Origin of the sequence: endosymbiont of Riftia pachyptila (vent Ph05) (assembly GCF_000224455.1) — a bacterium.
GTDB classification, from domain to species: Bacteria; Pseudomonadota; Gammaproteobacteria; order Chromatiales; family Chromatiaceae; genus Endoriftia; species Endoriftia persephonae.
Genome location: NZ_AFOC01000066.1, coordinates 1 through 21,525 on the forward strand (window position 1 = coordinate 1; position 21,525 = coordinate 21,525).

The following is a 21,525-nucleotide window of genomic DNA, read 5'->3' on the forward strand; positions in this document are numbered from 1 at the left end:
GGGTAGGCTGTCCGATAACGGTATAGGTGAGCGGATCGTCTTCAGCATCGCTACCGCTGAGGGTGATCGCAACGGCGGTATCTTCCGCTGTGGTGACGGCCTGGGGAGTCGCCGCCGGTGTGTCGTTTTGTGGCGTTACCGTGACGGTTACCGTGGCCGGGCTCGACACCGCACCAAGTAGATCTTGGACGGTATAAGTGAAGGAGTCGGAGAGGGTCTCCGAACCGTTGTGGGTGTAATCAATGGAACCATTCGGCTGTACCACGACGCTGCCGTAGGCGGGTTGGGTGGTTACGGTCAGGGTGGTGGGATCGAGTCCATTGTCGTCACTGTCGTTGCTGAGCACATCGATATTGACCGATGCCCCCTCATCCACGGTGGCTGCATCGCCCACAACAGTGGGTGGTGGGTTGGCCGATACGTTCATGGTAACGGTGGCGGTGGCGGTTCCACCGTTACCGTCGCTGACCAGGTAGGTGAATGTGTCTTGCCCGGCAAAATCCGCAGCGGATGTGTAGGTGAAGGTGCCATCTCCAAGGCTGGCTACCGTGCCGCCGTTGGCGGAAGGATTTTGAAAGTCTGAGATGGAGAGAGTATCTCCATCCTCGTCGGTATCGTTGTTCAGAACATTACCGGTGGTAGTCGCTATCCCTGAATAGGCGGCGTAACTGTCATCTGCCGTGACCGGCGTCTCGTTCACGTTCAGTACATTGACAGAAATCACCGCGGTGTCGCTGAAGTCACCGTCACTCACCTTCACATCGAGGGCGTACGATGTGGTGGATTCAAAATCAAGCGGCTGCAGCAGAGAGATTTCGCCGCTGGTCGCGTTGATGCCGAATGTTCCGCCAGCGTCGGTTAACAGAGAATAGGTCAGTGTGGCGCTGGCGTCGTTGTCACTGGCCACCACTGTGTGCAGCAGGGTCGAGACCGCTGTGTCTTCGCTGAGGTTGATGCTGGCGCCGCTCACCACCGGGGTGAATTCGTTGATATCAGCGACGTCGATTGTAATGTCCGTTGTCTCTGAATCGCTGTAGCCGTCGTTGACGGTAACACCGAGTGTGTAGCTGGTGGTGTTTTCCGCATCGATGGAGGAGTTGTCCGCTACCGTTAGTTCACCGGTGTTAGCGTCGAGCGTGAATATACCCGCCTCGTTGCCGTAGCTGATCGAAAAGGTCAGGGTGGCGTTGGAATCCAGGTCGGTGGCGGCGATCTGTCCAAGCGATGTCAGATTGGCCACGTTTTCGGCGATATCAATACGCTGTCCCGCTGTGACCGTAGGAATGTTGTTGATCAGTGTATCTTCGCTGGCCTGTGCGTCGTCGATATTGCCGCCCATCTCTGCAGTGACAGTGGCGGTGTTGCTGATCGAATACTGAAGATTGGAGGCGGTGCTGACGGTAATGCTCACATTGGCGCTGCCGGCCCCGTCGCGGGCCAGGGTGCCGTTGATGTTGCAGGTCACCGTACCATTATTATGTGAACACCCCGCATCGTCCGATTGGTAAGTGACCTCATTTGGTAGGTTGTCGACGATGGTTACGTTAGTGGCATCGAAGTCGGAGGAGTTATTGATCACCTGCAGGGTGTAGGTGAAGGTGTCACCGGGGGTGACCGGCAAGGGCAGGGGTTCGTTGTCGGTTTTGGTGAAGGAGAGTCCTGAGGCCGACGTGAAGACATAGGCGAGGCCAAATTCCTTGCCCGGGTTGTCGTCACCTGATTGCTCAAGAGTGCTGGAGATGTCGCCGTGCCCGGCTGCGCCGATAATGACACGAACACCGTCGGTCCAGACGCCGTTCGACATGGAGGCGCCAAAATAATCGCAATCGGCGTTATCCACGTCGGTGCAGCTGGCCGGCTGGTCGGAGGCGATGATCACCTGGTCATTATCATAGGGGCTGGATGCGCTGGCCCATCCAGCCGCTGGCCGGCTCCACTTTATCGATTTCTCTGGGCGTCCCGGATGGAGTCTGTTGGTGTCGCTCAGGCCGGCAACCACCATGTTGCCGTTTGGTGAGATCGAGACCGATGTGCCGATGCGATCATCGCTGACACCCGCGAGATCCCTCAGCATCAAATCCTCGTTGCGGATGCCGCTGCCGCTCCAGTCGGAGTTACTCTCGAGATACATAAAGATTGCGCCGACACTGTTTTGTGTGCCTGTGTCATAGCCACGGGAACCGGCAACGATGATGGAGCCATCCGAATTCACATCGACCGAATTACCGAGCCGGTCGGAGTATATTATTCCTGTAAATCCCATCTTGCGGGTCTCATCCATGGCTGAGACCGATTCACCCAGGTGATCCCAGTCGGCCCAACCGTTGGAGCCGCTAGGTTTTTGCCAGACATAGACGGCTCCCGCATCGTTGCCATTGCTGCTGGTGCTCAGGTCCTCATCGCCAAAGGCACCGGCCACCACCGTCGTGCCGTCGGCTGAAATCGCCACTGAGTTACCCAGAGTATCGCCGTCTTTGTCGTCTGAATCTGCGGAGGTGTCGTATACGCCGTCGCCATCCAGGTCGGTCAGTTTGGCGGTGGCGTTGAGGCTGGTCCTGGCGTTGTTGGTATAGGTGCCGGTAGTGACGTCGCTAAAATGGAACAGATAGACCGAACCGACGTTACGGCAGCGTATGCCGGAACAGAACTCATTGGGGTCCGATTGCGCGCCGTCGTCACTGGGGTCGTAATTGTCCTTATCATCCCCCCAAGCTCCGACCACGACAGTGTAGTCATTACCCCCCTGGGGATTGGCCACATCCACCGCGTAGCCGAACTGCGCCCCCGGCGCCGGGTCATTGGGCGTCAGTTCCGCGACCGGTGTCTGGCCCCAGACGCCGCCCTCTCGGACGAACACAAAGGCGCGCCCGGCCCGGCTGGTTGCGCCATTGTCGTATTTGGGGGCGCCGGCGACGATTACATCGTTCTTGATCGAAACCGCCCAGCCGAACCGCTCCGTCTCTTGGGCAGGCGAGGTCAGTTTGGCCACCTGGTTCCAGTTGTTGTTGCTGTCGATTTCAAATACAAATGCGGCGCCGTACTCACCGGTCGCCCCGTTGAGTTCGGGATGCTGATAGGCGCCAACCACTGCAGTGGTGCCGTCAATCGCGACACTGAATCCGAAATCAGCGCCTCGTTGCCGGTCGGTGTAGTCAGGCGCTACCTGTACATCCCCCTCCAGCAGTGGGTCGAACACAACAGCACAACGGGCGCGGGAAACACCGAAACTAAAACCCACCAGACAGGCGCGGATGGCCATCATCCCAGCAAGGACGGGGAACACAACGTAGAAGACAACCAGACGACACGAACTAACGGGGAACCCCCCCGGGCGAGCCGAAAACACAAAAACACAACACACAACAGCACGCCACAGCGGTCCACCCACACGCAGGCCAACAACAAGAACACCCGAACCAGCCCGAGCACCAGCCCGACCGGGGCAGACCCGAAAGCCCGGGGAAAACCAAAACCCCAACATCAGAGACCACCAAACCAGACCATGACCATGATCGATATCCACCCGGTTGCCAGAGATCTTGATATTTCCCTTGGCAGTCGGCTGTAACGCATCTTCATAACCCCATGCTGACAGCGATAGGGTGAGTGAATCTCCCTTTGCGGTTTTCAGATCCAGCTGCTCTGGGTTAATCGTTACCTGAAAACCGTGACCGACGTTGTACAACCGTGCAGCGTTTTCCAGCGAGAAAACTTCCCATCCTGTCGGTGCAAATGGCGCGCTGCCGGCAGGATTGCCGGTGCTGGCTATTTGCCGCAACTCAGGAGCTTGAGCGAGAGTTGAGCCCGGTAGAGTTGCCTGGACCAGAGACGGTGATATGAAAGCGATTGAACAGGCAATCCCAGACAAAAGGGAAATAAAATCCTTTAGGCAGCTGTGCGTGTCACGTCGCATATGCAAGTGTTCCTTTGGAGTAAGTCATTCAAGGAGGTGGTCAGAGCAGGGTTGGTCAGGCGCTTGAGTTGAGTCAAATATGATGAACTCATACTCTGATTCCAAGTTCGTTTTGATTCCATTCGCGAATACTTTCACATTAAGGAAACACTGATCAGTTGACAGGTTTCGGCAGCCTTCCCGTTACCAGACGATTTTTTCGTATTCCGCTTAGAATAAATTGTTTTTCGACCGCCATTCAAGAAATTGGGCCGTTGGATGCCGCTTTTTGCGACATCTGGGCGTTTTTTGGCCGTTTCCCCGGTTCAAGACGCAGCTTGGGCGCATTGTGCTCGCAAACGTAAGGCCATCACAAGATTACTCGGCGTAAAAAAGCTGTAGAACAGTGCGCTGCCCTGTTCCAGTTTCTTCACTTGGCGGCGACGCATGGCCCTCCCTTTGAGCGCTCCACGCTATGTAGCTCGGCATTGCCCCATACCGATCTTTCTTTAGCGTGGAGCAGGAGCTCGGTCTGAGTGACGTCCGCTGCATTTTGTTTCTGCCGGAGTTGTGGATGGCGCTATCGTGCGCTCAAATGGAGAGGAGCGGATTATGTTTGGTTTGGGGGGGACAGTGAATTCTGGTCAAACCCGAACAACACTACCGCATTCTGCAAGACGGCGGCACCGGGCGTTGGCTGCTGCAACCGATCAGCCTGAGCCAATGGCAGAATCTTCTGCTCAGCCTCCAGGCTACCGGCGATCACCTCTTCTTCGGTGATTTCGATGCCGACAGCCAGCAAGACTACATCGAAGTCTCAGTTAACAATACCGCCCCCTCTACGATCCCGAACTACTAGCCAGCCTCACCCAGACCATGCGCGAGATCGATGCGGTCAGCGAGGCCCTGAGCAATCACGCCGATAACACCTATGAGATGGCTAACCAACTGTTGGTGCTGGCGGACCTGATCGAGGATGAAAAGCACCAGGTCCAGCACTGGTACAGCGGCTCAGAGACCACAGTGCTGGAGCGGCTGGGTAAGGCCAGCACAGGCTATATCACCTTCTGGCAGGCCACTAGCCGCGATGCTGCCGGGCGGCTGAGTAGTAGCTGCACTGGCCGATGGCCTGATCACCATCCGTGACTACCATGCCGGTACCGGCCAACTGATGGGCATAGAGAGCGGCTTCGAATATGGCAAGCAGATCCGCAGTCTGGTCTATAGCTACAATGCCCTCGACAACGTGCAGTATCGGCGCAGCACCAGCCTGCGTTACGACGCCAACGGCAACATCAGCTTCAAGTCTGATGTGGGAGACTACGACTGTGGTGAGGCCTGGCGCAGGCCCCCACGCCCTGACCAGCGCCGGCCCGCACCATACTGGCTATAGATACGACCAGAACGGCAATATGACCGCCGGTGGCGGGCGTGAGATTCAGTGGACTAGCTTCAACAAGCCGAGTCGGCTGGCAAAGGGTAATCACTGGGTTGAGTTCGATTACGACGCCGATCGTGCCTGCTTCCGCAAAGAGACGAATAAAGAGCAGACCCTCTACATCGGCAAGGCTTACGAGCGGGTCGTCGATAAGTCAACCGGTGAGGTGAAGCACAAATACTTCGTCTATGCCGACAATCAGCTAGTGGGGATCCATGTGCGCAAGAGCGACAGTGTCCCGGTCACACCAAAACCGGATTAGACCCGCTACCTGCACCGGGACGCTTGGCTCCATCGACACCATCACCAATGGCCAGGGGCTGATCGTCGATCGCATGAGCTACTGTTATAGATAGACGGTCTTTGGTCGACGTTTGTCATTGATCGAAGCCCAAGCTATGTCGGCTCGGCCCAACCAATGGATGCGCCTTGGTGGATTGCCGAGTTTGTTGATCCCTTTGCGTCAGTCGTCTTGACAGACTGTCTGGCAGTCGCGAGTTGGCCATCGCAGCCGTTTATTAGTTGCTGGCCTACTGGCGTTTACGGATTACCTGTTTGATCTCTTCCATGGCGTGCGCCCTGAATCGGGTATGGATTACTGCTTGTCGGATGGCTCCGTCTCATAGGGCTCGGCAAAACTGCACTCCTTCTGCGGGCAGACCCGTTCGGTGCCTTTGCGTTTGGTGGTCTTGATGGTCAGCACCGGCCAGCCGCAGCGGGGGCAGGGGCCATCGACCGGCTCGTTCCACACCGCATAGTCGCAGTCGGGGTAGGTGGAACAAGAGTAGAAGATCTTGCCGCGCTTCGATTTGCGCTTCAGCAGGGTGCCGTTGCCGCACTTGGGGCAGCTTACGCCGGTATCCTGGGGTTTCTCCAGGGGTTCGATGTGACGGCAGTTGGGGTAGCCGGAGCAGCCGATGAACTTGCCGTAGCGACCGCGTTTGATCACCAGCGGGGAGCCGCACTCGGGGCAGCTGCGCCCCTCCACCACCTGTGGCTCATCCTGCTCTGATTTGTCGGCGTTCAGGTCGCGGGTGTAGTCACACTTCGGATAGTTGTTGCAGCCAATGAAGCGGCCGTGGCGACCCAGGCGAATCGACAGCTGGTCGCCGCACTTGGGACACTTCTCATCCAGTGCCTCGTGGGTCACGTCGCTGCGCTTGACGTTCTCCTGGGTGTAGTCGATGCGCTCCTTGAAGGGGGTCCAGAATCGCTCCAGCAGCGGTACCCAAGCCTCTTCGCCGCGGGAGACTGCATCGAGTTCGTCCTCTAGTTTGGCGGTAAAATCGTAGTCCACGTACTGGGTGAAGTGGTCGGTGAGGAATTTGTTGACTACTCGCCCCACGTCGGTGGGCTGAAATCGCTTCTTCTCCAGGGTGACGTATTCGCGGTCCTGCAGGGTGGAGATGATCGAGGCGTAGGTGGAGGGGCGGCCAATGCCGTACTCCTCCAGGGTCTTTACCAGGCTGGCCTCGGTGAAGCGCGGCGGCGGCTCGGTGAAGTGCTGTTCGGGGCGGATCGCCTTCAGCGCCACTGTCTCTCCCTCCTGCAGGGGCGGTAGCATCTTCTCGTCGCCGTCACCCTTTGCAGCATCGTCCTTGCCTTCCATATAGACGGCGATGAAGCCGGGCTTGGCGATGGTGGAGCCGTTGGCGCGGAATATGTTGCCCTCGCCGCACTGCAGGTCGGCGGCTACGGTGTGGATGGTGGCGTGGATCATCTGACAGGCCACGGCGCGTTTCCAGATCAGCTCATAGAGGCGCGCCTGATCCTTGCTCAGGTGGTCCTTGATCTCGGTTGGCAGGCGCAGCACCGAGGTGGGGCGGATCGCCTCATGGGCCTCCTGGGCGTTCTTCGCCTTGGTCTTGAAGTGGCGCGGCGCATCGGGGATCTGATCCTTGCCGTAGCGCTCGGCGATAAACTCACGGAACTCGTCAAGCGCCTCGTCGGCCAGGTTGACCGAGTCGGTACGCATATAGGTGATCAGGCCGACGGTGCCGTTGCCGACATCAACACCTTCGTAGAGCTGCTGGGCGGTGCGCATTGTGCGCTGGGTGGTAAAGCCGAGCTTGCGCGACGCCTCCTGCTGCAGGGTGGAGGTGGTGAAGGGCGGGGCCGGATTGCGGCGGCGCTGTTTCTTTTCGACCTTGACCACCTGCAGGCCATCTGTGCCGGCGGCAAGCAGGGTCGCTTCGGCGGCCTTGGCGCTGGTCTCATCGGTGATGCTGAACTGACTGAGTTTGTCGCCCTGTAGGTGGGTCAGTTTGGCGCTGAAGGGGTGTTGATCCTTGCTGGTATCGGCCTCGATAGACCAGTATTCGCGGGCTTTGAAGGCCTCGATCTCCAGCTCGCGCTCGACGATCATGCGCAGTGCCGGGCTCTGCACACGGCCGGCAGAGAGGCCGCGGCGGATCTTTTTCCACAGCAGTGGTGAGAGATTGAAGCCGACCAGGTAGTCGAGGGCGCGGCGTGCCTGTTGCGCGTCGACCAGCTCCTGGGCTAGCTCCCTGGGGTTGGCTATCGCCTCCTGTACTGCCTTCTTGGTGATCTCGTTGAACACCACCCGGTAGACCGGTTTGTTCTTTAGCTTGCCCTTCTCTCTGAGCAATTCAGTGAGGTGCCAGGAGATCGCTTCGCCCTCGCGATCTGGATCGGTCGCCAGATAGAGTGCATCGGAGCGCTTCAGCAGCTTGGCGATCTCCTGCACATGGCGCTCGTTCCTCTCGATCACCTGGTACTTCATGGCGAAGTGGTTATTGGGATCGACGGCACCTTCTTTGGGGATCAGATCGCGCACATGACCGTAGGAGGCAAGGACTTCAAACCCGCTTCCCAGATACTTTTTGATCGTCCCGGCTTTGGCTGGGGACTCTACGATGACTAGGTTCATGAATGGCTAGGCTTGGAGCAGATGCAGGATCCAGCTCCCGCGCTGAGGGCACGGGATGGTTGGATCTTTATCAGTGGATAAAGACGGGGGATTCGTTGTAGACCATATCTTCCATACGGGCGAAGGCGGCTTCCTGGCCGGGCTGGTTCATCAGCACCAGCAGCACGATCCATTTCAACTCCTCCTCGCTGATGAAGGGGGTGTCGAGGGCCAGTGCCCGTTCGATTACCCGCTCGCGTCCCTCCGGGTTGAGGATCTCATTCTGTTCGAGGAACATCAGCAGGCCGCGGGAGTTGGTGTCGAGGCGCGCCTGCTCCTCTTCGGAGAAGATGCGCAGGGAGTGCGCCTTGTGGCTGACGCTCGGTGGCCGGTAGGCGTGGTCGGCCAGCTCGTCGAGCCAGTCGAAAGTCTTGTCGATCTCGGTGGCGGCAAAGCCGGCCTGGGTCAGCTCGTCGCGAAGAGTATTCTGATCGGTCGGCGGTGACTGCTCACCATCCATATAGTTTTCGTAGAGGTAGATCAGTATGTCGACCACGTTTTCGTTCATCTTCTCTCTCTTCCGCCGCGGCGGGAGTCATTTTCTAGTGCGGCAGTAGAGGCCGCCGGCTGCTGATGATACATATCCTTCCAGCTCAAGCAATAGCAGCATGGAGGAAACCACCTCCGCGGTCAAACCTGTTTTGGTGATCAATTCATCCGGGGAGGTCGGGTCGTATCCCATGGCTTCGAGCAGACTATGGTAGTCGTCATCGAGCTGCCAGTGGTGAGAATTGGCGATGGCCTCCTGGCCGGCGGGCGGTTCAGCGCTGAGGCCAAGCAGTGGTGCGAGTTCGTCGACACAGTCCTGTGCGGTCTCCACCAGTTTGGCGCCCTGTTTGATCAGTGCATGACAGCCACGGGCCTGTGGGTTGTGGATCGAGCCGGGGATGGCAAACACTTCGCGCCCCTGCTCCAGGGCGGTGCGGGCGGTGATTAGCGAGCCGCTCTTGGGGGCGGCCTCGACCACCAAGGTGCCGGCGGAGAGGCCGCTGATGATGCGATTGCGGCGTGGGAAGTTCTGAGGCAGGGCGGCGGTGCCGGGGGGGAACTCGGAGACCAGTACACCCTGCTCGGCGATCTGGCGTGCCAGCTGGCGATGCCGGGCTGGGTAGACCCGGTCGAGACCGGTGCCGCAGACCGCCAAGGTAGCGCCACTGCGCAGCGCACCGCGATGGGCGGCGCCGTCAATGCCGATGGCCAGTCCGCTGGTGATGGTGATGCCACAGGCGGCAAGGAACTCGGCGAAACTCTCGGCATTGCGAATGCCGCCGGGGGTGGGGTTGCGACTGCCCACTATGGCCAGCTGCGGGGTGGAGAGCAGCTCCGGGTTGCCAGTTACGAAGAGCAACGGGGGCGGATCATGGATCGCCTTCAGCAATGGTGGATAAGCTGGCTGGTCAAGCGTGAGCAGCTGGTTGCCGGTGATGGATGCCCACTCCAGACAGGCATTCAGGAGTGGGGAATCAGCCTGTTTGAGGGCGGAGATGGCCGCTTCGCCAAGGCCGCACTGACGCAGCGCTGGCGTGTCGGCATGGAGAATAGCGGCGGGAGAGTCGAACTGCTCCAGCAGCTTGAGAAAGGTGCGCGGGCCAACGCCAGGGGCGAGGCTGACGCGCAGCCACGCAACCGTTTGCTCCGATAGGACGCTAGCGTCCTCCATGACTTGCGGCGCTCGTGCCTGCAGACTGCGCTATTCCTCGGGGGGGCGTACCCAATCGAGTATGTGCAGGGGTTTGGTGGTATGCATTACCAGTGCGAAGCTGACCTGCTCAAAGGTGCGGAAGACCATCAGCAGGCCAGCCTTCTCCAGTGGCAGTTTCACGGTCTCGCCACGACCGGCGACGACGTCGCGAATCTCGTCGCCACCTTGCAAAATCTCCAGTACATGGCCGGGCTTGAGACCATCACTGGCGCCCTTGTTGAGCACCACTACGTTGTACTGGCCGATCTGAGAGACGCCGTTGAGCACTGAGATGATGCGGCCTTCGAGGGGGGCTTCGAAGTTCAATGGCTGGAAGCTGTGCAGTGGCACCCCTTTAGTAACCGGTAGCAGGCGGTCGCCGATTATCGCCTCCATCTTCGAACGCTGTAGCTGGAGCTTGGCCGGGTCGCCACTGCGCAGCAGTTCGGCGGGGCCGATATAGCTGGCCTCATACCCCAGGATCTTGCCGCTGGCTGGATCCTTGTAAGGCTTGCCGGGGCGTATGACCTCATATTTGCCGGGGTCCTGCTGCTCGATGGTGCGGGCATAGAAGCTGACACCGGCGCCACCGATAATGTGATCGTCGAGGAAGTGCACGATGTAAGGCGCGCTCTCCATTTGATCCTTCTCCATCACGTAGGGGCGAGTGAGAAACTGCGCGATGGCGTCGATCGGGATCAGGGGAATAGAGGTATCGAGCGGGGTGGCGCGGATATGAGGTGAGAGTTTGCCCCTGCCGGGGCGGTCGCGTTCGAGGGTAAGAACCGGGCGGCCGTCTTGATAGGTCAGCAGGATCACGTCGCCGGGGTAGATCAGGTGCGGGTTGCTGATCTCGGGATTGACATACCAGATGTCGGGCCAGCGCCAGGGGTCGCGCAGGAAACGATCGGCAATATCCCACAGGGTGTCACCCTCCAGCACCGTATAGCGGCTGGGATGGTCCTCGTCCAGGGCGATCGGCTCTGCTGCCAGCGCAACGAAGGAAAACAGCAGTCCGAGGAGTATTCCTACGGGTTTGTGGCTAAAATAAGACATGTTGATTCCCTATGCGACCAAACAGCGATGTGTCCGCCATCTGCGGAGTTCTTGCCGGAAATTGCCCCCGGATTTCAATATGATCATAATGTTAGCGCAATTTCTTGCGTCGGTTCCATAGCATGCCCGCAAATTACACCCTGTACCGGGCGAAGGGGCTGCGGGGTCGGCAAAGCAAGATGAAGATCCTTTGACTTTCAACATTATTTACCTTCCGCTATATCGGCTATTCAAATGACCGCCCGCAAGAGTGAGCGACTGCAGGGCCTGACGACACTGGAACAATCCATGGCAATTCTCGACATACTCCACTTCCCCGATTCTAGGCTGCGCAACAAGGCGAAGCCGGTCAGCCAGGTTGACGATGCCATCCGCAAGCTGGTGGATGACATGTTTGAGACCATGTACGAAGCCCCCGGCATTGGCTTGGCCGCGACCCAGGTGAATGTGGCCAAGCAGATCATCGTCATCGATCTCAGCGAAGAGAAAAACCAGCCGCTCTGCCTGATCAATCCGGAGATCCTGAGTAAAGAGGGCGAGGAGAAGATGGACGAGGGCTGTCTCTCGGTGCCCGGCATCTACGAATCGGTGAAACGTGCCGCACGGATCAGCGTACGAGCGCTCGACCGGGATGGAGCGCCCTTCGAACTGGAGACGGAAGGCCTGTTGGCGGTCTGTATACAGCATGAGATCGACCATCTGAATGGCAAGCTTTTTGTCGACTATCTCTCCAGCCTGAAGCGTCAGCGCATTCGCAAGCGGCTCGAAAAAGAGAGCCGATTGCGCAGCACAGACGATGGAGAGCACAAGGTGATCTGAGTGGTTGAACCCGTATCGGTGTCCGCTCCCCGCCATCTTCGATCGCCGCCACGAAGATTGCTGAGACACCGATCCCAAACTGTGATTGCGAGAGATGGCGGCCCAGATGCAGGAAACCCAGGATGAATAAAGCGTTGAAGATCATCTTCGCCGGCACCCCCGATTTTGCCGCTGAGGCGCTGCAGGCGTTGCTTGCCAGTGAGCATCAGGTGATCGCCGTCTACACCCAGCCTGACCGCCCGGCAGGGCGCGGCCGCAAACTGGCGGCCAGCCCGGTGAAGCAACTGGCGCTGCAGCACAACATTGAGGTGCGCCAGCCGAAAAGCCTGAAGGCTGAGGCTGATCAGCAGGCGTTGGCGGAGTTGCAGGCTGATCTGATGGTGGTGGTGGCCTACGGCCTGCTGCTGCCTCAGGCGGTGCTGGATGCGCCGCGACTGGGCTGCATCAATATCCACGCCTCGCTGCTGCCGCGCTGGCGCGGTGCCGCACCGATCCAGCGCGCAATCCATGCCGGTGATCAGGAGTCGGGCGTGACCATCATGCAGATGGAGGCAGGGCTCGATACTGGGCCAATGCTGCACATCCTCAAATGTCCGATCACCGCCGAGGAGACCGGCGGCAGTCTGCACGACCGGCTGGCCGAACTGGGCGCACGGGCGTTGCTCGAGGTGCTGCCTGCGCTGGCCGATGGCAGCGCTGTAGCCGAGCCGCAGGACGATGCCCGTGCGAGCTACGCCAGTAAGCTGACAAAAGAGGAGAGCCGTATCGACTGGCAGCGTAGTGCCGTTGAAATCGACCGCCAGGTGCGTGCCTTCAACCCCTGGCCGGTGGCTCAGGCCGATTTTGCCGGCAAGGTGATGCGAATCTGGGAGTCACAGCCGCTGGATGAGCAGAGCGCGCAGCCGCCTGGCACTGTCGTCGCCGCTGGCAAGGTAGGCATCGACGTGGCCACCGGTGAGGGCCTGCTGCGTATCCAAAAGTTGCAGATGCCGGGCAAACGGGCGATGCAGGTGGNCGACTTTCTCAACGCCCACCAGATCGACGGCGTGGTGTTGGGTTGAAGATGCTGGCGACGCAGCGTAAATCGGCAGCTGATCCGCGCCTGATCGCGGCCCGGGTGTTGCGGGATGTACTTAAAGGGCGCTCCCTCTCCGATCTGCTGCCCGAGCGGCTGAATGGACTCGACGACCCCCGCGACCGAGCCTTGGCTCAAGAGCTTTGCTACGGTGTGATGCGCGGCTATCCACGCCTGCAGGCGCTGGTTGGCCTGCTGTTGAAAAAGCCGCTTAAGGCGAAGGATCAGGACCTGCAGGCGCTGATCCTGATCGGCCTCTATCAGCTGAGTGAGATGCGTGTCGCTGCGCATGCGGCGATCCATGAGACCGCCGGTGCTGCAGGCCGGCTGGGCAAACGCTGGGGCGTGGGGCTGATCAACGGCGTGTTGCGCAACTTTCAGCGCCAGCAGGCAGTGTTGCAGGAAAAGGTCGATCGGCAGCCAAGCAGTCGCTACGCCATGCCCGACTGGCTGCTGCAACGAATCGAACAACGTTGGCCGGATAGCTGGCAGGAACGGATCGCCGCCTCAATGCCCGCCCGCCGATGAGTCTGCGGATCAACTGTCGCCAGGTGGATCGGGCCGACTACCTGGAACGACTGCGGGAGCAGCAGATCACCGCTGAGCCGGTTCCCCACACCGAGAGCGGGCTGACGCTGCAGCGACCGGTGGATGTGTTGGAACTGCCCGGCTTCAGTGATGGGGCGGTTTCGGTGCAGGATGGCGGCGCTCAGCTGGCCGCGCCACTGCTCGAGCTGCAGCCCGGCCAGCGGGTACTGGATGCCTGCGCCGCCCCTGGCGGCAAAACCGGCCACATGCTCGAGCTGGCCGATGATCTCCGGCTCACCGCGATCGACCTCGATCCCCAGCGGCTGCAGCGGGTGGCGGAGAATTTGCAGCGGCTCGGCCTGCAGGCTGAGCTGCAGGCCGGCGATGCGGCCCATCCACAGGGCCGCTGGGCCGAGCGCCAATATGACCGCATCCTGCTCGATGTGCCCTGTTCCGCCACCGGCGTGATGCGGCGTCACCCCGACATCAAATATCTGCGTAGCGAGGCGGATATCGACCGGCTGGGCCGGCTGCAGGGGCAGATCCTGGATGCGATCTGGCCGCTGTTGAAACCCGGTGGGCTGCTACTCTACGCCACCTGTTCGCTGTTGCCGCAGGAGAACGAACAGCAGCTCGAAGCCTTCCTGCAGCGCTGCGGATGATGCCCGCGAGCAGCCGATCGAGGCCGGCTGGGGCGAGCCGCGCTGTGTTGGCCGGCAGATTGCCCCGGGCCAGCAGGCATGGACGGTTTCTACTACGCACGTCTGCAGAGGGTGCCGGGGTGAGGCCAAAAGGCACTGGCTGGCGCTGCTACTGTTCTGCTGGGGCAGCCTCTGCAGCGCTGCGGAGTTTCTCATCGAGAAGGTTGAGTTCGAGGCGGATGAGGCGCTCTACCAGCTCAATACGCATATCGACTATCGCCTTGAGTGAGGCGGCGCTGGAGGCGCTCGACAATGGCGTGCCACTGACCTTCGAGTTGCTGGTGCGGGTGGAGTGGAGTGGCGCGCGCTTCTGGGAGCCCTGGCTGCTCAACAAGCGGATGCGCTATCAGATACGCTACAACGCTATCACCGAGCTGTTTCGCGTGGTTGATCTGCAGGAGGGGGAGGAACGCAATTTCGTCACCCGCGACGCAGCGATCAGCGCCCTCGGCGAGATCAATGGCCTGGCGCTGCTCGACAGAGCCCAGCTGGAGCCGGGTAAGGAGTACCTGGTCTGGCTGAAGGCATCGCTCGATATCGAGTCGTTGCCGTTGCCGCTACGGCCGCTGGCCTATCTCAATTCTGAGTGGCGACTTTCGAGTGGGTGGAGACAATGGCCGTTACGACCCTAAGACGCATGCGACTGGGCNGCTCTCGGTAGGGGTGCTGCTGATTCTGCTTGGTATCGCTGCACCTGATGAGCAGCGCGGTGCAGAACTCCGCCGAGCTGAGCCGCTACTTTGTGCCGCTGCTGCTGGTCAACCTGAGCGGCCTGGTGGTGCTGGTCGGGCTGATTGCCTTCAACACGGTGCGCCTGATTCGCCAGTATCTGCGCCACCGCGCCGGCGCTCGCCTTACCCTGCGCATGGTGCTGATGTTTGTGGTGATCTCGCTGGCGCCGGTGGGGGTGGTCTACTACTACTCCTTCAGCTTCCTGCAGGGCGGCATTCGATGCCTGGTTCGATGTGCAGATCGATGAGGCGATGGAGGATGCACGGGAACTGGGGCAGACCTCGCTCAATCTGAATCAGCGGGTGCTGCTGAAGTTCACCGAGAACCTGATGGCGAGCATCGATGACGCCTCGGAGTCGGCGCTGGCGCTGACCATCGACGAGTTGCGCCGGAAGTCGGGGGCGATCGAGCTGGTGCTGACCGACCTGTCGGGGCAGGTGATTGCCTACTCCAACGAAGATCCCACAGTGCTTGCGCTGAGTACCCTAAGTTCAGAGATCCGCCAGCAGATGCGCAGTGGTGATGATTATGTGGGGCTGGACCAGGAGGGGGATGTGCTGATGGTGCGGGTGGCGGTGCACGACCCGATGGGGCGCTCGTTGATCCTGCAGGGGCTCTACCCCACCTCGGCGCGGGTCAGCGCGCTCTCAGAGAAGCTTGAGCTGGCCTACAACCGCTACAAGGAGCTGGCCTTTCTGCGCCAGTCGCTGAAGCGCAACTTCTCGCTGACGCTGCTGCTGGTGCTGGTGTTTGCGATGCTGGCGGCGGTCTGGATGGCGTTCTTCTCGGCGCGCCGCATGGTGGCTCCGATCGCCAACATCGCTGAGGGCACCCGCGCGGTGGCAGAGGGCAACTACGACCGCCAGCTGCCGGTGCCGCGGCTCGCCGACGAGCTGGCGTTTCTGGTCACCTCCTTCAACACCATGACCCGGCGCATCGCCAAGGCGATGGACCTGGCGGAGCGTAGCCAGCGCGAGGTGGAGGGGCAGCGCGCCTATCTGGAAACGGTGCTTGGGCGGCTCTCTTCCGGGGTGGTGACGGTGGATGCGGAGTGTCATCTGCGTACTGCGAATGCGGCTGCCGGCAAGATTCTTGGCGTCAGTTTTACCCGTTTTCAGGGCAGCCGTTGCAGGCCTTCGCCCAAGAGTCGAGTGCGCTGCGTCAGTTTGTCGATAGCCTGCAGAGCCCGCTGCAGGATATGGAGGAGGAGTGGCAGGGTGAGGTGACCCTCTACGGCGGCGAGGGACGCAAGGTGCTGATCTGTCGTACCTTAGCCGTTTTCCCAGCCCGCCGGGCGCAAGGGGCATGTGATCCTGTTCGACGATGTGACCATGCTGATCCGCGCCCAGCGGGATGCGGCCTGGGGTGAGGTGGCGCGGCGTCTCGCCCACGAGATCAAAAACCCGCTGACGCCGATCCAGCTCTCCGCTGAGCGGCTGCGCCACAAATATCTACGCAGCATGCCGGAGCAGGATGCCAGGGTGTTGGATCGGGCCACCCACACCATCGTGCAGCAGGTGGAGGCGATGAAGGAGATGGTCAACGCCTTCTCCGACTATGCCCGTCCGCCGAAGATGGAGACCAAGCCGGTGCGCATCGATGCATTGGTGGAGGAGGTGGCGGAGCTCTATCGGGCGGATGGCGGAGAGACCTGTTTTGAGCTGCAACTGGAGGCCGCTGAGGTGGAGGTGAAGGCCGATCCGCTACGGCTACGCCAGCTGCTGCACAATCTGCTGAAGAATGCCCGGGAGGCGGTGGCGGAACGCCTGGATGGCTGCGTGCGGCTGGAGACGCGGGNGTGGAGCAGAGTGACCATCGGCTGTTCGAGATGCGGGTGCAGGACAATGGCCCCGGTTTCGACCAGCAGATCCTGAAGAACCTGTTTGAGCCCTATATCACCACCAAGCAGAAAGGCACTGGGCTGGGGCTGGCGATTGTGAAGAAGATCGTCGAAGAGCACAGTGGTATCGTGTGGGCCGAAAATTGCAAGGATGGGGCCTGTATGATCGTGCAGCTGCCGTTGCTTGAGAAACTGGAGGGAGAGGAACTATGAGCGCCCCGCACATCCTGGTGGTCGATGACGAGCCCGATATCCGCAACCTGGTGAGGGAGATCCTGGAGGACGAGGAGTACCAGGTGGCGGTGGCGGAGGATGGGGCCAGCGCACGCCAGGCGCTGCGCGAGCGCCGCCCCGATCTGGTGCTGCTGGATATCTGGATGCCCGATATCGACGGCATCAGCCTGCTCAAGGAGTGGGCTGAGGATGATGGCCTGGTCTGCCCGGTGATCATGATGTCGGGCCACGGCACGGTGGAGACGGCGGTGGAGGCGACCCGCCTCGGTGCTTATGATTTTCTGGAGAAGCCGCTGTCGCTGGCAAAGTTGCTGCTGACGGTGGAGCGGGGGCTGGAGGCGGACCAGCTGAAGCGTGAGAATGTCGGACTGCGACGCCACGCACCGCCGGTGCAGGAACCCACCGGCAAGAGCCCGGTAATGCAGCGCCTGCGTGAGCAGGTCAAGCGCATCGCGCAGCACGACACCTGGGTGTTGATTACTGGAGAGTCGGGCAGTGGTCGCGAGACTCTGGCGCGCTACCTGCACAGTCAGAGCGTGCGCAAGGATCGGCCGTTTGTTGATCTGGGCGTGACCAGCATCGCCCGCGGCAACGCCGCCTATGAGCTGTTCGGCAGCGAGGAGGGGGGCAGTGTCCACTACGGCTGGCTGGAGCAGGCCGCCGGTGGCACCCTGTTTCTCGACGAGGTGGCCGACATGGACCTGGAGGTGCAGACCCAACTGCTCGGCGCCCTCGACACCGGTACCTTCATGCGGGTCGGCGGCAGTGACCCGGTGAAGATCGATGTGCGGATCATCGCCGCCACCCAGAGAAATCTCGAAGAAGAGGTCAAGCAGGGGCGCTTTCGCGAGGACCTCTTCTATCACCTCAACGTGGTGCCGCTGCATGTGCCGCCACTGCGCGAGCACCCCGAAGATGTGCCGGATCTGCTCAACTTCTATGTCGACTGGTTTGTTGCCCACGACAAACTGCCCTACCGGCGCTTCAACGTGGGGGCGCAGAACTTTCTGCGCAACCACAGCTGGCACGGTAATGTGCGCGAGCTGAAAAACCTGGTGCAGCGGCTGCTGATCCTCGGCGCTGGGGATGAGATCACCCAGGATGAGGTGGAGACGGCGATGGGGGCGGCAGAGATTCACTCCAGCGAGGGCATGGAGGCGGTGATGGCGTTTGAACTGCCGCTGCGCCAGGCCCGTGAGAAGTTTGAGAAAGCCTATCTGGAGTACCATCTGCGTGAGAGCGGCGGCAATATCTCACGCATGGCCAAACAGGTCGGCATGGAGAGGACCCATCTCTACCGCAAGCTGCGCGGCCTGGAGATCGAGCTCAAAGAGCGGCGCTGAGCCTGAGTGGGTTGTCGCGCAGGCAACTCGCAAATTGGTTAAGATTCGCCTGTATGGAGCAAGTCAGAGATGACCGCCACCGACGGCAGCGAGCTGGGCTTGGGATCCTAAGGGGCCTCTGCTTCGAGCAGAGTCTGTAACCAATCAATCGACTGGCAGGATAATGAAAATAATCATCCTGGGCGCCGGGCAGGTGGGACGCTCAGTGGCCAACGCTTTGGTTCACGAGGCGAACGACATCACAGTAGTGGACCAGAATGCCGAGCTGCTGCACGAGTTGCAGGACCGGCTCGATCTGAGCACTGTGCAGGGTCACGCCGGCCATCCGGATGTGCTGCGTCGTGCCGGCGGTGAGGATGCCGACATGATCCTGGCGGTGACCAATAGCGACGAGACCAATATGGTTGCCTGTCAGGTCGCCTATACCCTGTTTCATACCCCCACCAAGATCGCCCGGGTGCGTGCCCAAGGCTACCTCGACTATCCTGAGATCTTCGCCCTGGACTCCTTTCCGGTGGATGTGTTGATCAGCCCGGAGCAGCTGGTTACTGAATATATCTTGCGTCTGATTCAGTACCCCGGCGCCTTGCAGGTGCTCGATTTTGCCGGTGGGCTGGTGCGGCTGGTCGCGGTGAAGGCCTATCACGACGGTCCGCTGGTGGGGAACCGGTTGAGCGTGCTGTTTGAGCATATCCCCGAGATCGATGCGCGGGTGGCGGCGATCTACCGGGAGGGGGAGGTGATCAACCCGCAGGGGGACACCTTGATCCAGGAGGATGACGAGGTCTTCTTCATCGCCGCCACCGAGCATATTCGCGACGTGATGAGCGAACTGCGCAAGTTGGAGAAGCCCTATAAGCGCTTGATCTTCGCCGGGGCGGGGAATATCGGTCGGCGCCTGGCGCAGGCGCTAGAGCGCCGCTATCGGGTCAAGCTGATCGAGGAGGATCAGCAGCGTGCGCGGGAGATCGCTGAGCGGCTCGACACCACCATTGTGTTGCACGGTGATGCGGCGGATGAAGACCTGCTGCTGGAGGAGAACATCGAGAACACCGATGTGTTCTGCGCCATCACCAATGACGACGAGGCAAACATTCTCTCGGCGATGCTGGCCAAGCGCCTCGGTGCGCGTCGGGTGATGGCCCTGATCAACCGCGCCGCCTATGTGGATCTGGTGCAGAGCGCCCCGATCGACATCGCCATCTCACCGGAGCAGGCGACCATTGGCAGCCTGCTGACCCATGTGCGGCGCGGTGATGTGGTGATGGTGCATTCGCTGCGGCGCGGCGCGGCGGAGGCGATCGAGGCGGTGGCCCATGGTGATCCCGGTTCCTCCAAGGTGGTGGGGCGGGCGATCGAGGAGATTAAGTTGCCCAAGGGGGCGACCATCGGCGCGGTGGTGCGCGGTGAGGAGGTGCTGATCGCCCACCACGATACGGTGATCCAGAGCGGCGATCATCTGATCCTGTTTCTGGTCGACAAGCGTCAGATTCGTGCTGTGGAGAAGCTGTTTCAGGTGGGGATTACCTTCCTCTAGGGGCAGCTCTGGCTATGAATATCACCGTGGTTCAACGTATTCTCGGCATCCTGCTGATGGTATTCAGCCTGACCATGATCCCACCGATGTTGGTCTCACTCTGGTATTGGGACGGTGCGTTCATCGGTTTTACCGATGGCTTTATGCTTACCTTGGGGCTTGGAGTGTTGATTTGGCTGCCGGTGCGGGGGCGGCGTCAGGAGCTGCGAGTGCGCGATGGCTTCCTGGTGGTGGTGATGTTCTGGACGGTACTCGGGTTGACTGGAAGCCTGCCGTTTCTGCTGGCGGCCCAGACTGGGATGTCGCTTACCGACTCGGTGTTTGAGTCGATCTCCGGTCTCACCACCACTGGCGCGACGGTGATTGTCGGCATCGACCATCTGCCGCCTTCGATCCTCTTCTATCGGCAGCAACTACAGTGGCTTGGTGGTATGGGCATCATCGTACTGGCGGTGGCGGTGCTGCCGATGCTCGGGATCGGTGGTATGCAGCTCTACCGGGCTGAAACCCCCGGGCCGATGAAGGATAGCAAGCTGACGCCACGTATCACCGAGACGGCAAAGGCGTTGTGGCTGATCTATCTGGGGCTGACCATTGCTTGCGCCCTCGCCTACTGGGGCGCGGGCATGAGCCTGTTCGATGCGGTGGGGCACGCCTTCTCCACGGTGGCGATTGGCGGTTTCTCCACCCACGACGCCAGCATGGGGTATTTCGATAGCACCCTGATAAAGATGGTGGCGGTGGTTTTTATGCTGCTCTCCGGGGCCAATTTTGCGCTCCACTTTGTGGCGGTGCGGCGGCGCTCCCTGAAGATCTATCTGGCGGATAGCGAGTTCCTCTTCTATCTGACCAGTCTGGGGCTGGTGTTTCTCGCCGTCACCCTGGCGCTCTACGGTATGGGCACCTATACCGACTGGAGCGAGGCATTTACCAAGGGGCTGTTTCAGGCGGTCTCCATCGGTACCACCACCGGCTTCACCACGGCTGACTATTCGCTCTGGCCAGGGTTCGTCGCGATCCTGCTACTGTTTTCCAGCTTCATCGGTGGCTGCGCTGGTTCCACCGGCGGTGGCATCAAAGTGATCCGCTTCCTACTGCTGATCAAACAGGGCTTTCGCGAGATCAACCGACTGATCCATCCTAGCGCGCTGATCCCGATCCGCATCGGCGGCAAGACCGTGCCGACCCGGGTGGTGGAGGCGGTGTGGGGATTCTTTGCCCTCTACATGGCCAGCTTCACCCTGATGTATCTGGCGCTGGCACTGACCGGGCTCGACCTGATGACCGCCTTCTCGGCGGTGGCGGCGAGCATCAACAACCTGGGGCCGGGACTGGCGGGGGTCGGTGCCAACTATGCGGGGCTGAACGATCCGGCAAAGTGGATCCTCTGTTTTGCGATGTTGCTGGGGCGGTTGGAGATCTTCACCCTGCTGGTGCTGCTCACGCCTGCTTTCTGGCGAAAATAGGTGACATCTCTCATTTCCGCGCCCTGCTTTGTTGCCTGTTCGCTATAGTCTTCTCAATAAGCGATTGATCATCATTCAGGCCGCCATTTCCATCCTATAAGGAATCGACTTAATGTCTATGTCTTCTAGCCCCAGTCATGCATCAAAATTAGCCGCAGAGACGTCTCGACATGCGCTTGTGGTGGAAGATAGTCAGGCGATCAACGCCTTGCTTAGGGCTGAGTTGATGGAGTTGGCAGGGGTCGCTTCGGAAG

Annotated in this window: 20 protein-coding genes; 15 read left to right on the forward strand and 5 right to left on the reverse strand. The window is 60.4% G+C overall.

Annotation, left to right across the window (positions count from 1 at the left end; genetic code table 11):
• On the reverse strand, nt 1-3,262 hold a 3,262-nt coding region (locus RIFP1SYM_RS10925; protein WP_039960338.1), incomplete at its 3' end, for an Ig-like domain-containing protein.
• Nucleotides 3,263-4,768: 1,506 nt separating this feature from the next.
• On the opposite strand from RIFP1SYM_RS10925, the gene RIFP1SYM_RS10935 reads away from it, so the two are divergent.
• The 3 genes from RIFP1SYM_RS10935 to RIFP1SYM_RS10945 are packed head-to-tail and all read left to right on the forward strand — an operon-like array spanning nt 4,769 to nt 5,592.
• Nucleotides 4,769-5,038, forward strand: a complete 270-nt coding sequence (locus RIFP1SYM_RS10935; protein ID WP_005964296.1) for a hypothetical protein — start codon at nt 4,769-4,771, stop codon at nt 5,036-5,038.
• Nucleotides 5,039-5,063: 25 nt separating this feature from the next.
• On the forward strand, nt 5,064-5,285 hold the full coding sequence (locus RIFP1SYM_RS10940) for a hypothetical protein (RefSeq protein WP_005964298.1): 222 nt from the start codon (nt 5,064-5,066) through the stop codon (nt 5,283-5,285).
• Nucleotides 5,224-5,592: a hypothetical protein gene (locus RIFP1SYM_RS10945; protein ID WP_139042125.1), complete on the forward strand. Its 369-nt coding sequence runs from the start codon at nt 5,224-5,226 to the stop codon at nt 5,590-5,592. The genes RIFP1SYM_RS10940 and RIFP1SYM_RS10945 overlap by 62 nt, the downstream gene beginning before the upstream one ends.
• Nucleotides 5,593-5,925: 333 nt before the next feature.
• On the opposite strand, the gene topA is transcribed toward RIFP1SYM_RS10945, so the two are convergent.
• The 4 genes from topA to RIFP1SYM_RS10965 form a co-directional block, all read right to left on the reverse strand.
• The gene (gene topA / locus RIFP1SYM_RS10950) at nt 5,926-8,220 is read right to left on the reverse strand and encodes a type I DNA topoisomerase (RefSeq protein ID WP_005964300.1); all 2,295 of its coding nucleotides are present in this window, start codon (nt 8,218-8,220) and stop codon (nt 5,926-5,928) included.
• A gap of 70 nt (nt 8,221-8,290) precedes the next feature.
• Entirely contained in the window at nt 8,291-8,767 is a 477-nt protein-coding gene (locus RIFP1SYM_RS10955) for a Smg family protein (RefSeq protein ID WP_005964303.1), read from the reverse strand.
• Nucleotides 8,768-8,794: 27 nt separating this feature from the next.
• Nucleotides 8,795-9,919, reverse strand: a complete 1,125-nt coding sequence (dprA, locus tag RIFP1SYM_RS10960) for a DNA-processing protein DprA (protein ID WP_005964306.1) — start codon at nt 9,917-9,919, stop codon at nt 8,795-8,797.
• 30 nt (nt 9,920-9,949) lie between these two features.
• Complete coding sequence (locus RIFP1SYM_RS10965; RefSeq protein WP_005964308.1) at nt 9,950-10,996, reverse strand: LysM peptidoglycan-binding domain-containing protein; 1,047 nt, start codon at nt 10,994-10,996, stop codon at nt 9,950-9,952.
• A 288-nt stretch (nt 10,997-11,284) separates the two neighbouring features.
• On the opposite strand from RIFP1SYM_RS10965, the gene def reads away from it, so the two are divergent.
• From def to RIFP1SYM_RS11005, 12 genes are all read left to right on the forward strand, one after another.
• Entirely contained in the window at nt 11,285-11,815 is a 531-nt protein-coding gene (def, locus tag RIFP1SYM_RS10970) for a peptide deformylase (RefSeq protein WP_039960340.1), read from the forward strand.
• 122 nt (nt 11,816-11,937) lie between these two features.
• Nucleotides 11,938-12,876 carry a methionyl-tRNA formyltransferase gene (gene fmt / locus RIFP1SYM_RS10975; protein WP_005964314.1) on the forward strand — a complete coding sequence of 313 codons (939 nt, stop codon included), beginning with the start codon at nt 11,938-11,940 and terminating at the stop codon, nt 12,874-12,876.
• 2 nt (nt 12,877-12,878) lie between these two features.
• Complete coding sequence (locus tag RIFP1SYM_RS18780) at nt 12,879-13,418, forward strand: transcription antitermination factor NusB (RefSeq protein WP_338063172.1); 540 nt, start codon at nt 12,879-12,881, stop codon at nt 13,416-13,418.
• Entirely contained in the window at nt 13,415-14,080 is a 666-nt protein-coding gene (locus RIFP1SYM_RS18785; RefSeq protein ID WP_005964319.1) for a 16S rRNA (cytosine(967)-C(5))-methyltransferase, read from the forward strand. Before RIFP1SYM_RS18780 ends, RIFP1SYM_RS18785 begins: the two co-directional genes overlap by 4 nt.
• Before the next feature lie 218 nt (nt 14,081-14,298).
• Entirely contained in the window at nt 14,299-14,751 is a 453-nt protein-coding gene (locus RIFP1SYM_RS10985; RefSeq protein ID WP_081417742.1) for a DUF4390 domain-containing protein, read from the forward strand.
• Between the two features lie 65 nt (nt 14,752-14,816).
• Nucleotides 14,817-15,098 carry a hypothetical protein gene (locus RIFP1SYM_RS18145; protein ID WP_240992088.1) on the forward strand — a complete coding sequence of 94 codons (282 nt, stop codon included), beginning with the start codon at nt 14,817-14,819 and terminating at the stop codon, nt 15,096-15,098.
• Nucleotides 15,085-16,077, forward strand: coding sequence for a HAMP domain-containing protein (locus tag RIFP1SYM_RS18150; protein WP_005964326.1), 993 nt, complete (start codon nt 15,085-15,087; stop codon nt 16,075-16,077). The genes RIFP1SYM_RS18145 and RIFP1SYM_RS18150 overlap by 14 nt, the downstream gene beginning before the upstream one ends.
• A gap of 105 nt (nt 16,078-16,182) precedes the next feature.
• Entirely contained in the window at nt 16,183-16,725 is a 543-nt protein-coding gene (locus RIFP1SYM_RS18155) for a sensor histidine kinase (protein ID WP_476756441.1), read from the forward strand.
• Entirely contained in the window at nt 16,686-16,904 is a 219-nt protein-coding gene (locus tag RIFP1SYM_RS18160; protein WP_240992089.1) for an ATP-binding protein, read from the forward strand. Before RIFP1SYM_RS18155 ends, RIFP1SYM_RS18160 begins: the two co-directional genes overlap by 40 nt.
• Complete coding sequence (locus RIFP1SYM_RS10995; protein ID WP_005964336.1) at nt 16,901-18,268, forward strand: sigma-54-dependent transcriptional regulator; 1,368 nt, start codon at nt 16,901-16,903, stop codon at nt 18,266-18,268. The genes RIFP1SYM_RS18160 and RIFP1SYM_RS10995 overlap by 4 nt, the downstream gene beginning before the upstream one ends.
• A gap of 163 nt (nt 18,269-18,431) precedes the next feature.
• Complete coding sequence (gene trkA, locus RIFP1SYM_RS11000; protein ID WP_005964339.1) at nt 18,432-19,805, forward strand: Trk system potassium transporter TrkA; 1,374 nt, start codon at nt 18,432-18,434, stop codon at nt 19,803-19,805.
• 14 nt (nt 19,806-19,819) lie between these two features.
• Entirely contained in the window at nt 19,820-21,271 is a 1,452-nt protein-coding gene (locus RIFP1SYM_RS11005) for a TrkH family potassium uptake protein (RefSeq protein WP_005964342.1), read from the forward strand.
• Nucleotides 21,272-21,525: the final 254 nt, after the last annotated feature.